This is a genomic window from Halopseudomonas aestusnigri (assembly GCF_002197985.1).
Classification (GTDB): domain Bacteria; phylum Pseudomonadota; class Gammaproteobacteria; order Pseudomonadales; family Pseudomonadaceae; genus Halopseudomonas; species Halopseudomonas aestusnigri.
Genome location: NZ_NBYK01000003.1, coordinates 34,274 through 47,134 on the forward strand (window position 1 = coordinate 34,274; position 12,861 = coordinate 47,134).

A 12,861-nucleotide genomic window follows, 5' to 3' on the forward strand; every position below is an offset into this window, starting at 1 on the left:
TTTGAGGCTCGCAGAGCCGAGTTCTGCCGATCCCCGCCAAGCCGAGCAACGCAGCGAACCCGAAGGGCCGCGTAGCCGGGTGCCCGGGGAGATCGCCAAGGGGGGCTGGGCAAGCAGCCCCCCTTGGCTCGCCGTGAAGGCGAAAGGCGGATTTAGCTGCCGCGCGATGTCGAAAGCGTCCAACTGATTGTGTTCTTCTTCACGTTGGCCCATCACAAAAACATCGAAAAGCGTCCTCCCTGAGTGTTCCTTTCAGGGATGCGTCTTTCGGTGCCCTCAACAAAGCATACTGCCAGGCTGAAATATCGAGAAACCTGTTTGGTGGGAACCAATTTTTGCGCTTTTTATCTTATCCAGTCGATGGGATTATCTCGCCCATCGCAGGTGAGGTGACTATGCAGTGGCGTAACAGCAAGGACAGATTCGGCTGGCTGGCAACGAGCCTGCACTGGGTCATGTCGGTGATGGTCGTAGGGCTTGCAGCGGTTGGTCTGTGGATGACCAGCCTCAACTATTACAGCCCCTGGTATACCAGTGCGCCGTTCTGGCACAAAAGCGTAGGGCTGGTGTTTGCGGCTCTGTTGCTGGTTCGTCTGCTTTGGCGCTGGTTGTCTCCGGCGCCGGCAGCGTTGCCCACTCACTCGCGCGTCGAGCGAATGGCAGCAGGCACTGCGCAGTGGCTGATGTACGCCGCTATGCTGATCATTGTGATCAGCGGCTATCTGATTTCGACCGCCAAGGGTAGCGGCGTCAGCCTGTTTGGCTGGTTCGACGTGCCGGCGCTGATCAGCGGCTTGCCGGAGCAGGCCGATCGGGCAGGTGCCGTGCACTACTGGCTGGCGCTCGGGTTGCTGGGGCTCGCCGGGCTGCATGCGCTGGGCGCGCTCAAGCATCACCTGATCGACAAGGACAATACTCTGCGGCGCATGCTCGGCATGCGGCTGCGCAACTCGACGGAGAATGGCAAATGAAGAAACTGATGGTTGCAGCCACCCTCGGTGGTTTGATGATGGCAGGTGGCCTGGCGCAGGCCGCGGACTACCAGATCGACAAGCAGGGGCAGCACGCCTCGGTCAACTTCAAGATCAGCCACCTGGGCTACAGCTGGATCTACGGCCGCTTCAACGACTTCGACGGCACCTTCAGCTGGGACGCTTCCAAGCCCGAGGCGAGCAGCGTCAACGTCACCCTGAGCACCGCCAGCGTCGACACCAACCACGCCGAGCGTGACAAGCATATCCGCAGCGCCGACTTCCTCAATGTCGAAGAACACGGCACTGCCACCTTTGCTTCCACCGGCATCGAGATGACTGGCGAAAATACCGCCAAGGTCACCGGCGATCTGACCCTCAACGGTGTCACCAAACCGGTGGTGCTGGACGCGCGCTTCATCGGCGAAGGTGACGACCCGTGGGGCGGCTATCGCGCCGGCTTTGATGCGACCACCACACTGAAGCTGGCCGATTTCGGTATCACTTACAACCTCGGGCCGGCGTCTGAAACCGTCGACCTGATCATTACTGTCGAAGGTATTCGCCAGTAATCGCGGTAACTAGTTCATGTGTGCTTCAGGGGCCTTCGGGCCCCTTTTTTTGAGCTTCAAGCTGCAAGCTGCAAGCAAAACCCGTGCGGGGTCCCATCGCGGGGGATTATTCAGGCGGAGGTAGCTGCTCGACGCTACGGACACTCTCAGGACGCCGCCGCCCATCCGGTTCTGCTTGCAGCTTGCCGCTAACAACTTACATCTTGAGGCTTGCCGCCTCCTTAACCCAGGCGTGCGCCTGCTGCAGAATCCAGTCGCGGAACGCCAGCAGCGCAGCCGATTCGGCCTTGCGCTCGGGGATCACCAGGTAGTAACCGTTGTCGGTTTCGAAGCTGCGTGGGCAGGGGCTGATCAGGCGGCCGTCTGCCAGTTCCTGGCGGATCAGAAATGGCGGGATCAGGGCGATACCCATGCCGTGCATCGCGGCTTGCGCGAGCATTGAGAACAGTTCCAGTCGGGTACCGTTGAGGTCGTGCTCGACGCGCATGTCGGCGGCGGCGAACCACTGGCGCCAGGCGTAGGGGCGGGTGGTCTGCTGCAGCAGTGGCAGTTGGGCGATGTCCTCGGGCGTCAGCTCGCGGGCAGGAGCGATCAGCGCCGGGCTGCACACCGGAATTGGCGCCTCGGGCATCAGGTAGTGGGTTTGGGTGCCAGACCAGTCACCATCGCCGAAGTAGATCGCGGCATCGAATTCGGTATCGGCGAACAGGAACGGCCGCGTACGGTTGGTCATATTGACGGTGATCTGCGGATGCTGGCGCAGAAAGTGACTGAGCCGCGGCAGCAGCCACTGGGTACCGAAGGTGGGGACCAGGGCCAACTCCAGCGTGGCGGTGCCCTGATTACCCATCACCGACAGGGTGTCGCGCTCGACAGCATCCAGCCGGCTGGCGATTCGACGGCTGTATATCTGTCCGGCGTCAGTCAGTTTCACACCGCGGCGGGTACGGCGAAACAGTTGAATATCAAGGAATGCTTCGAGGTTGGCGATCTGGCGACACACCGCGCTCTGGGTCAGCGAGAGTTCCTCGGCAGCCTTGGTGAAGCTCTCATGGCGAGCGGACGACTCGAAGCAGATCAGGGCCTGGGTCGGGGGGATCTTGCGGCGCATGGGGCGGGCTCCTTCGGAGCAGCGATAAGCTATAAGTATCAAGCGGCAAGCTGTCCGTGCGCTGAGCCGGGGTTGCTTGCAGCTTGCGGCTTGTCGCTATGCAATTGTTCGGAGTTCCAATTTAGCACAGGTATCTGCATAAAAGACGCTTGTTTGCTGGTTTCTCTGTGCGTAGAGTCACTGACACATTATGGTTCCCCAGTGGAACCCCATCACCCGTAAAACGAATATCGGAGAGCTCATGGCCGCATCCAAGGCAAGTTTCAACTGGGAAGATCCGCTGCTGCTGGATCAGCAACTGACTGAAGAAGAGCGCATGGTGCGTGACAGTGCACGCCAGTACTGCCAGGACAAACTCATGCCGCGGGTGCTGAACTCGTTCCGTAACGAGCAGACCGACGTGGAAATTTTCCGCGAAATGGGCGAGCTGGGCCTGCTGGGCGCAACCATTCCGACCGAGTACGGCGGAAGCGGCTTGAACTATGTCTGCTACGGTCTTATCGCCCGTGAAGTCGAGCGCGTTGATTCCGGTTACCGTTCGATGATGAGCGTCCAGTCCTCGCTGGTGATGGTGCCGATCAACGAATTTGGCAGTGAAGAGCAGAAGCAGAAGTATCTACCCAAGCTGGCCAGTGGTGAGTTCATCGGCTGCTTCGGCCTGACCGAGCCGAACCACGGCTCCGATCCGGGCTCCATGGTCACCCGTGCACGCAAGACCGAGGGCGGTTACCTGCTCAAGGGTGCCAAGATGTGGATCACCAACAGCCCCATTGCTGACGTGTTCGTGGTCTGGGCAAAAACCGACGACGACGTCATCCGTGGCTTCATTCTGGAGAAGGGCTGGAAAGGTCTGAGCGCGCCGGCGATCAAGGGCAAGGTTGGCCTGCGTACCTCCATTACCGGTGAGATCGTGATGGAAGACGTGTTCGTTCCGGAAGAAAACATGCTGCCGCACGTGACCGGTCTGAAAGGTCCGTTCACCTGCCTGAACTCTGCCCGTTACGGCATCTCCTGGGGTGCGCTGGGTGCGGCCGAGTTCTGCTGGCACACCGCTCGTCAGTACACCCTGGACCGTCTGCAGTTTGGTCGTCCGCTGGCGCAGACTCAGCTGGTACAGAAGAAGCTGGCTGACATGCAGACCGAAATCACCCTGGCTCTGCAAGGCTGCCTGCGTCTGGGCCGCATGAAGGACGAAGGTACTGCCGCGGTGGAAATCACCTCGATCATGAAGCGCAACTCCTGCGGCAAGTCGCTGGACATCGCCCGCGTTGCCCGCGACATGCTGGGTGGCAACGGTATCTCCGACGAGTACGGTGTGATCCGTCACGTGGTCAACCTGGAAGTGGTCAACACCTACGAAGGTACCCACGACGTCCACGCGCTGATCCTCGGCCGTGCGCAGACCGGCCTTCAGGCGTTTTTCTAACGCCTGAAGGCAGCTGCAAGCTTTAAGCTGCAAGCGACAAGCCGTTCTGAGTTGGTTCGGCTTGTCGCGTTCTCCTCACGCTGCATTGGCGTACCGCTAGTACCCTTATCTTCGTATCCCGCACGGCCAGCTTGTGGCTTGAAGCTTGCCGCTTGAAGCTTGGAGCTAAAGACATGAGTGCATTATCCGGTTTGCGCGTCCTCGACCTGTCCCGCGTGCTGGCTGGCCCATGGGCCGGGCAGATGCTGGCGGATCTGGGCGCGGATGTGGTCAAGGTCGAAAGGCCGGGGGCGGGTGACGATACCCGTGCCTGGGGGCCGCCGTATCTGCGTGATGCCGATGGTCGCGATACCTCCGAGGCGGCGTACTTTCTGTCGGCCAACCGCAACAAGCGCTCGATTACCATCGACTTTACCCAGCCCGAGGGGCAGCAACGGGTGCGTGAGCTGGTGCAGCGCGCAGATGTGCTGATCGAGAACTTCAAGGTTGGCGGGCTGGCGGCCTATGGGCTGGATTACCAGAGCCTGCAGGCGCTCAATCCGCGCCTTATCTACTGCTCGGTGACCGGCTTCGGCCAGCAGGGTCCTTACGCCAAACGCGCAGGCTATGACTTCATGATTCAGGCCATGGGTGGCCTGATGAGCATCACCGGCAAGGCCGATGGGGAAGAGGGGGCAGGGCCGGTCAAGGTCGGCGTGGCGCTGACCGATATTCTCACCGGGCTCTACGCCAGCAATGCCATTCTCGCCGCACTGGCTGAGCGTGAGCGAAGCGGTCAGGGCCAGTACATCGATCTGGCGCTGCTGGATGTGCAAATCGCCTGTCTCGGCAATCAGGCGCTGAACTATCTCACCACGGGCGTGCCGCCCAAGCGGCTGGGCAACGCTCATCCGAACATCGTTCCGTATCAGGATTTCCCGACCGCCGATGGTGATTTCATCCTGACGGTGGGTAACGACGGCCAGTTCCGCAAGTTCTGCGAGGTGGCGGGGCACCCGGAGTGGGCGACTGATCCGCGCTTTGTCAGCAACGCCTCACGGGTTGCCAACCGCGCCGAGCTGATTCCGTTGATCCGCCAGGTGACGGTATTTCGCACCACCGCCGAATGGATTGCAGCGCTGGAGCAGGCGGGTGTGCCCTGCGGGCCGATCAATGATCTGGCGCAGGTGTTTGCCGATCCGCAGGTGCAGGCGCGGGGTACGCGCATTCGCATGGCCCACCCGCTGGCCGGTGAGGTGGACCTGGTCGCCAACCCGATCAGACTGTCGCGCACGCCGGTTGACTACCGGCGCCCGCCGCCGCTGCTGGGTGAGCACAACAGCGAGGTGTTCGCTGACTGGCTCAGCGACTGATCGGCCGCTCGCGTCTCTGCGCGCGGGCCAGCCGTCTGCTTTCCTCCTCCCGCTCTTCCAGCACGTCCTGCACGTAGCTGATGTGCTCGCCGGCGATGCGTCTGGCATCGTCGGCGCGGCCCTGCATGATGGCGTCGAACAGCGCCTGATGCTGCCCGACCAGCATCCGCCGGGTTTCGCTGCGCAGCGCATACATGCCGCCGATATTGGTTACCACATTGCGTTTGAGCAGGTCGAACAGGCCGCGAATGGTGTGCAGCAGCACCAGGTTGTGGCTGGCTTCGGCAATTGCCAGGTGAAAGCGCGCGTCGGCGGCGCCTTCCTCGGCGCGTGACGCCTTGCCCTCGCGGGCGTAGCAGGCCTGCAGGGCGTCAAAGGCGCTCTGCAGGTGCTGGCGGTCCAGATCGGTAGCGCGCAGCGCGGCGTAATAGGCGCAGTCGGCTTCCAGCGTGTGGCGGAACTCCAGCAGGTCTCGGTGCGCTTCCGGATGACCTTCGAGCAGGCTGAGCAGGGGATCGCTGAAGCTTGAACCGAGTGAATCGCTGACATAGTTGCCGCCGCCCTGGCGGCTGATCAGCAAGCCCTTGGCGACCAGTTTCTGTACTGCCTCGCGCAGCGACGGGCGGGACACGCCGAACTGCTCGGCCAGCGCGCGCTCGGCCGGCAGGCGCTGCCCCGGCTGCAGCGTGCCTTCAAGAATCATGGTTTCCAGTTGCTCAACGATGTTGTCCGACAGTCTGCGCTGTCGAATCTGACCTACTTCCATTGTTGTTCCTTTGGTCTGACCAATCGCCTGTAGAGGGTAACCAGCATGACCTTTACAGGCAACCCGTCAGGATTGATCTATACCAAAGTCTAGCGTTATGGGTTTGACATGGCTCTGGTGCTTTTTTAATCTGGTCATTCATTTTTGTAAATTGGTCTTACCAATTGGTGCTCGACCGCCAATAACAACTACAGGAGCGCTCCATGTCTTCCGGTTTCCTTGCCCTCATGGCTTTTGCCCCGATCCTGCTTGCAGGTGTATTGCTGATCGGTCTGCGCTGGCCGGCGCGTCGCGCCATGCCGCTGGTGTATCTGCTCAGCGCCGGGATCGCGCTGTTTGTCTGGGATATGAGTTTCAACCGGGTGCTGGCGTCGACCCTGCAGGGCCTGGTCGTCACCGTGGGGGTGCTGTGGATCATTTTTGGCGCGATACTGCTGCTGAACACCCTCAAGCATTCGGGCGGTATCACCGCGATTCGTGCCGGGTTTACCACCATCAGCCCTGACCGCCGCATTCAGGCGATTATCATCGCCTGGCTGTTTGGCTGCTTCATCGAAGGTGCGTCCGGTTTCGGCACCCCGGCGGCGATTGCCGCGCCGCTGCTGGTGGCGATCGGTTTCCCGGCGATGGCTGCGGTACTGATGGGCATGCTGGTGCAAAGCACGCCGGTGTCCTTTGGTGCGGTCGGTACGCCGATCATTGTCGGGGTCAACACCGGGCTGGATCACGCCGCGATCAGCGAGCAGCTGGCCGCTAACGGCTCAAGCTGGGACGCCTACCTGCAGCTGATCACCAGCCAGGTAGCCATCGTGCATGCGCTGGTCGGTACGGTCATGCCGCTGGTTATGGTCATCATGCTGGTGCGCTTCTTCGGCAAGGACAAGAGCTGGCGCGCGGTATTCGAGGTGCTGCCGTTTGCTCTGTTTGCCGGCCTGTCGATGACCATTCCCTATCTCATCAGCGGCCTGCTGCTCGGCCCCGAGTTCCCGTCGTTGATCGGTGGTCTGGTCGGTCTGGCAGTGGTGACCAGCGCCGCGCGTTTCGGTTTTCTGGTACCCAAGCGTCAGTGGGACTTTGCGCCCCGCGACAGCTGGCCGGAGGCCTGGATGGGTACCGTCGAGATGAAGCTGGAAGAGCTGACTGCGCGCCCCATGAGCAGCTTCCGTGCCTGGCTGCCCTACCTGCTGGTTGGTGTGCTGCTGGTGATCAGCCGGGTGTTCCCCGAGGTCAGCACCGCGTTCAAGTCGGTGGCCATCAACTTTACCGATATTCTTGGTGAGACCGGTGTCAGCGGTGGGGTTCAGCCGCTCTATCTGCCGGGCGGCATTCTGGTGATGGTGGTGATTGCGACCTTCTTCCTGCATCGCATGAAGGTCCGTGAGCTGGGCAAGGCGCTTGGCGAGTCCGGTGGGGTGCTGCTGAGTGCCGGCTTCGTATTGCTGTTTACCGTGCCAATGGTCCGCATCCTGATCAACTCCGGAGTGAACGCGGCAGACTTGCCAAGCATGCCGATTCTGATGGCCCGTTATGTAGCCGACAGCGTCGGTGGCATCTACCCGTTGCTGGCGCCGACCATCGGCGCACTGGGCGCGTTCCTCGCGGGCTCCAATACCGTCTCGAACATGATGTTCAGCCAGTTTCAGTTTGGCGTGGCCAGCAACCTTGGTCTGTCGACCGCGTTGATCGTGGCGGTGCAGGCCGTGGGGGCTGCTGCCGGCAACATGGTGGCGATCCACAACGTGGTGGCTGCCTCAGCAACTGTGGGGCTGCTCGGCCGTGAGGGGACCACCCTGCGCCGGACTGTCTGGCCGACTCTGTACTATGTGCTGATGACTGGTCTGATTGCGCTGTTTGCTGCCTATGTGCTGGGTGTCAGCGATCCGCTGATGGCTGGCTGATGTGTTGACTGCTCGCGCCCCGGCCCTGGCTGCCGGGGCGTTGCCCGTTGAAGAACCGATGAGAGTTTGCTGATGATCATTTCTGCCTCGACCGATTACCGCGCCGCCGCCCAGCGCCGACTGCCTCCCTTTCTGTTTCACTATATCGACGGTGGGGCCTACGCCGAGCACACGTTGAAGAAGAACGTCGAGGATCTGGCCGGTATTGCCCTGCGCCAGCGGGTGCTGAAGAACATGTCGGAGCTGAGCCTGGAAACCCGTCTGTTCGATGAAACCCTGAGCATGCCGGTAGCGCTGTCACCGGTTGGCCTGACCGGCATGTACGCCCGCCGCGGTGAAGTTCAGGCGGCGCGCGCAGCGGCTGACAAGGGCATTCCCTTTACCCTGTCGACCGTCTCGGTCTGTCCGATTGAAGAAGTCGCACCGGCGATCAGTCGCCCGATGTGGTTCCAGCTCTATGTGTTGAAGGATCGCGGATTCATGAAGAATGCGCTGGAGCGCGCCAAGGCCGCCGGCGTGACCACCCTGGTGTTCACCGTCGACATGCCGGTGCCCGGTGCGCGCTATCGTGACGCGCACTCGGGCATGAGCGGCCCGAACGCCGCGATGCGTCGTTACCTTCAAGCTGTGACCCATCCGCGCTGGGCCTTTGATGTGGGGCTGCTTGGCAAACCGCACGACCTGGGCAATATCTCCGCCTACCGAGGTAACCCGACAGGCCTGGAAGATTACATGGGGTGGTTGGGTGCCAACTTCGATGCGTCCATCTCCTGGAAAGATCTGCAGTGGATTCGTGACTTCTGGGACGGCCCGATGGTGATCAAGGGCATTCTCGATCCGGAAGACGCCCGCGATGCGCTGCGCTTTGGTGCCGACGGCATCGTGGTATCCAACCACGGCGGCCGTCAGCTCGATGGCGTACTGTCTAGCGCGCGCGCGTTGCCGGCGATTGCCGATGCGGTTAAAGGTGACCTGAAGATTCTGGTCGACTCGGGTATTCGCACAGGTCTGGACGTCGTCCGTATGCTGGCGCTCGGCGCCGACTGCACCATGCTCGGCCGCGCCTTTATCTACGCGCTGGCGGCTGATGGTGAGGCGGGCGTGAGCAATCTGCTGGAGCTGATCGAAAAAGAGATGCGGGTGGCGATGGTACTGACCGGTGCCAAATCCATCAGTGAGATCAACGCCGATCTGCTGGTGCGTGAACTGCAGCATTTGAGCAAGTAATACGGAGATAGCATGAGCCTGCCTGCCGATTTTCTGACCGGCGCCCGTCGCCTGATTCCGCCCGAGCGGCTGTTCGACGATCCGCTGTCGACTCTGGCGTTTGGCACCGACGCCAGCTTTTATCGGCTGATTCCCAAACTGGTGGTGCGGGTCGAGTCGGAGGCGGAGGTGGTGCGTCTGTTGCATCTGGCCACCCGGCATAAGGTGCCGGTCACTTTCCGTGCGGCCGGCACCAGTCTGTCCGGGCAGGCGATCAGTGACTCGGTACTGATCGTGCTGGGTGATTACTGGAACGGCCGCGAGATTCGCGACGGTGGTAATCAGATTCGCCTTCAGCCCGGCGTAATCGGCGCGCAGGCCAACGCGGTACTGGCGCCGCTGGGGCGCAAGATCGGGCCGGACCCGGCTTCGATCAACGCCTGCAAGATCGGCGGCATCGTCGCCAACAACGCCAGTGGCATGTGCTGCGGCACGGCGCAGAACAGCTACCAGACGCTGGCTGGTATGCGTCTGGTGCTGGCCGATGGCACCGTGCTGGACAGCGAAGACGAACGCGGTGTGGCGGCCTTCCGCCAAAGTCACGGCGCGCTGCTTGAGCAACTGGCCGAGCTGGGCCGCGAAACCCGCGCCAATACCGCGCTGGCCGAGCGGATTCGCCACAAGTATCGGCTGAAGAACACCACCGGTTTGTCGCTTAACGCGCTGGTCGATTTTGACGATCCGCTGGATATCCTCACCCACCTGATGGTCGGCTCTGAAGGCACCCTCGGTTTTATCAGCTCGGTGACCTACAACACCGTGCCCGAATACCCGCACAAGGCCAGTGCGCTGATCGTGTTTCCGGATGTGGACACCTGCTGCCGCGCGGTACCGGTGCTCAAGCAGCAGCCGGTGGCTGCGGTGGAGCTGCTGGATCGCCGCAGTCTGCGCTCGGTGCAGAACCAGCCGGGCCTGCCGGACTGGGTCGCCGCGCTGTCGGACGGCGCCTGCGCGCTGCTGATCGAGTCGCGCGCCGCCAGCCAGTCGCTGCTGCACGAGCAACTGGCGCAGATCCGCGCGGCGCTGGCCCCGTTCCCGATCGAGCAGCAGGTCGATTTCACCGAAGATCCGGCGGTCTCCGGCCAGCTGTGGGCGATCCGCAAGGGCACCTTCCCGGCGGTCGGTGCGGTGCGCGCGACCGGGACCACCGTGATCATCGAAGACGTTACGTTCCCGGTGGAGCAATTGGCTGCGGGCGTGCACCGGTTGATCGCGCTGTTCGAGAAGCACGGCTACGACGAGGCGATCATCTTTGGCCACGCGCTGGAGGGCAACCTGCACTTTGTGTTTACCCAAGGGTTCGAGGACCCGGCCCAAGTCGCCCGTTATGAAGCCTTCATGGGCGATGTGGCCGAGCTGGTCGCGGTCGAATTCGGCGGCTCACTGAAGGCCGAGCATGGCACCGGCCGCAATATGGCACCGTTCGTCGAGCAGGAGTGGGGCAGCGACGCCTATCAGTTGATGTGGCGAATCAAGCGGCTGCTCGACCCGCAGGGCATTCTCAACCCGGACGTGGTGCTGTCCGATGACCCGCAGATTCACCTGAAAAACCTCAAGCCGCTGCCGGCCGCGCACGACATCGTCGACAAGTGCATCGAGTGCGGGTTTTGTGAGCCAGTCTGCCCGAGCAATGGCCTGACCCTGACGCCACGCCAGCGCATCGTCATCTGGCGCGACATACAGGCGAAAAAGCGCGCGGGTATCGATACCCGTGAGCTGGAAGCGGCTTACCAATACCAGGGCATCGACAGCTGCGCCGCGACCGGCCTGTGCGCCGAGCGCTGCCCGGTGGGCATTAACACCGGTGATCTGGTGCGCGAGCTGCGCGCCTCGCAGGCCAACCGCCCTGACAGCGCCGCGTGGCTGGCCAAACACTTTGCTGGCGCGCTCCGCGGTGTGCGCTTCACCTTGCGCGCTGCAGACCTGGCCCACCGTCTGCTCGGTGCGCCGCGTCTGCAGCGCTGGAGCGAGGGTGTGCGCAAGCTGTCTGGCGAGCGCCTGCCGAGCTGGACGCCGGCGCTGCCGCAGCCGGTCAAACTGATTCCGCCGCTCGAGCAATGGCAAAGCGGCAAGCCGCGGGTGGTTTACCTGCCGGCCTGTATCTCGCGCAGCATGGGGCCGGCGCGCAGCGACAGCGAGCAGATGCCGCTTATCGACAAGACCCGGGCGCTGCTGGAAAAGGCGGGCTATGAAGTGGTACTGCCGGCGCAGCTCGATGGCTTGTGCTGCGGCCAGCCGTTTGCCTCCAAGGGCTATCCCGAGCAGGCCGAGGCCAAGCGCAACGAGCTGCTTGCAGCGCTGCGCGAGGCTAGCCGCAACGGTCAGGATCCGATCTACTGCGACACCAGCCCCTGTACGCTGAGTCTGATCAATGGCAAGGCCGATGGGTTGGATATCTTTGATCCGGTGCGCTTTATCCGAACCCATCTGTTCCAGCGACTGGAGTTCACTCCCCAGGCCGGGGCGGTCGCGGTGCACGTAACCTGCAGTACCCAGCATCTGGGCGAGGGGCAGGCGCTGATCGAGATTGCCCGGCGCTGCAGTACCAACGTCGTGGTGCCGGAAGGGATTCACTGCTGCGGCTTTGCCGGCGACAAGGGCTTCAACCTGCCCGAGCTGAATGATCATGCACTGCGGACGCTCAAGCCGGTGGTGCAGCATTGCAGCGAGGGGGTATCAACCAGCCGTACCTGCGAGATCGGGCTGTCCAGCCATAGCGGCGTGGACTATCACAGTCTGGTCTATCTGGTGGATCGGGTGACCAAGCCCGTCGCGCTCTAGCGGCTCACGGGTGGCAGGGCGGTGCGCCGCTGCCACCGTGGACGCGGCTTACTCATCCTCCCAGCGCGCATCCCGTTTGGTGATGCACTGAGCCAGCAGGCCTTCCAGCGAGGTCTGCAAGTCCTGCATGAACGCGTTGCTGTCGTCACCCGGCAGCAGTGCTTCACCAATCACCACATCGGCGTTGAACGGCACGATCATCGAGCCGCCCTTGGGCAGTGCGCGCCCCAGGCCGTGCATGGCAATGGGGACGACCTGAGTGCCGGCGTGGCTGCGTGCCAGGTGGTAGACGCCCTTGCGCAGCGGCTGCAGCTGCTCCGGGTCGCCGCGGCTGCCCTCGGGGAACAGCAGCAGAATCTGCCCATCGGCCAGCGCCTGCTGGCACTGCTCGAAGACCTGATCCTTGTCGACCTGGCCCTGCCGGTCGAGCGGGATGATGCCAATCAGATTCAGCGACAGCCAACTGGTGAAGCGGTTGCGCAGGAAGTAATCCGCTGCCGCCACCGGGCGTACCCGGTGCAGCTCGCCGAGCGGATACAGGGCCATCAATACAAGGGTGTCCAGGTGGCTGTTGTGGTTGGCGGCCAGAATCGCCGGGCCGTGGCTGGGCAGGCGTTGCTTGTTGTAGATGTTCAGGCCAAGCAGCAGGTACACCACCGGCTTGACGATCAGCAGAAAGAACAGCTGTTTGGGCAGGCGCTTGATCACGGACATGGCG

At 62.4% G+C, this 12,861-nt stretch carries 10 protein-coding genes; 7 read left to right on the forward strand and 3 right to left on the reverse strand.

The genetic code is table 11. The features are described from left to right. Nucleotides 1-395: 395 nt before the first annotated feature. Together B7O88_RS06305 and B7O88_RS06310 are read left to right on the forward strand one after the other, a co-directional pair. Nucleotides 396-971, forward strand: a complete 576-nt coding sequence (locus B7O88_RS06305) for a cytochrome b (RefSeq protein WP_088274383.1) — start codon at nt 396-398, stop codon at nt 969-971. Continuing rightward, nucleotides 968-1,543, forward strand: a complete 576-nt coding sequence (locus B7O88_RS06310) for a YceI family protein (protein WP_088274385.1) — start codon at nt 968-970, stop codon at nt 1,541-1,543. The genes B7O88_RS06305 and B7O88_RS06310 overlap by 4 nt, the downstream gene beginning before the upstream one ends. Nucleotides 1,544-1,739: 196 nt before the next feature. Here the strand turns inward: B7O88_RS06310 and B7O88_RS06315 are convergent, their stop codons facing one another. Further along, entirely contained in the window at nt 1,740-2,654 is a 915-nt protein-coding gene (locus B7O88_RS06315; RefSeq protein ID WP_088274387.1) for a LysR family transcriptional regulator, read from the reverse strand. Between the two features lie 241 nt (nt 2,655-2,895). Here B7O88_RS06315 and B7O88_RS06320 point away from each other — a divergent pair, with 241 nt between their 5' ends. Beyond that, on the forward strand, nt 2,896-4,080 hold the full coding sequence (locus tag B7O88_RS06320; RefSeq protein ID WP_088274389.1) for an acyl-CoA dehydrogenase: 1,185 nt from the start codon (nt 2,896-2,898) through the stop codon (nt 4,078-4,080). Nucleotides 4,081-4,253: 173 nt separating this feature from the next. Then, entirely contained in the window at nt 4,254-5,432 is a 1,179-nt protein-coding gene (locus tag B7O88_RS06325; RefSeq protein ID WP_088274390.1) for a CaiB/BaiF CoA transferase family protein, read from the forward strand. Here B7O88_RS06325 and B7O88_RS06330 read toward each other — a convergent pair. Next, nucleotides 5,422-6,198, reverse strand: coding sequence for a GntR family transcriptional regulator (locus tag B7O88_RS06330; RefSeq protein WP_088274392.1), 777 nt, complete (start codon nt 6,196-6,198; stop codon nt 5,422-5,424). The genes B7O88_RS06325 and B7O88_RS06330 overlap by 11 nt on opposite strands. Nucleotides 6,199-6,401: 203 nt before the next feature. Here B7O88_RS06330 and B7O88_RS06335 point away from each other — a divergent pair, with 203 nt between their 5' ends. The 3 genes from B7O88_RS06335 (at nt 6,402) to B7O88_RS06345 (ending at nt 12,143) form a co-directional block, all read left to right on the forward strand. Next, nucleotides 6,402-8,096: an L-lactate permease gene (locus B7O88_RS06335; RefSeq protein WP_088274394.1), complete on the forward strand. Its 1,695-nt coding sequence runs from the start codon at nt 6,402-6,404 to the stop codon at nt 8,094-8,096. A 72-nt stretch (nt 8,097-8,168) separates the two neighbouring features. Next, a complete protein-coding gene (lldD, locus tag B7O88_RS06340) occupies nt 8,169-9,323 on the forward strand; it encodes an FMN-dependent L-lactate dehydrogenase LldD (RefSeq protein WP_088274395.1) in 1,155 nt (384 codons plus the stop codon). A gap of 12 nt (nt 9,324-9,335) precedes the next feature. Next, nucleotides 9,336-12,143, forward strand: a complete 2,808-nt coding sequence (locus B7O88_RS06345) for an FAD-binding and (Fe-S)-binding domain-containing protein (protein WP_088274397.1) — start codon at nt 9,336-9,338, stop codon at nt 12,141-12,143. Nucleotides 12,144-12,191: 48 nt separating this feature from the next. Here the strand turns inward: B7O88_RS06345 and B7O88_RS06350 are convergent, their stop codons facing one another. Then, nucleotides 12,192-12,857: a lysophospholipid acyltransferase family protein gene (locus B7O88_RS06350; protein WP_200818436.1), complete on the reverse strand. Its 666-nt coding sequence runs from the start codon at nt 12,855-12,857 to the stop codon at nt 12,192-12,194. Nucleotides 12,858-12,861: the final 4 nt, after the last annotated feature.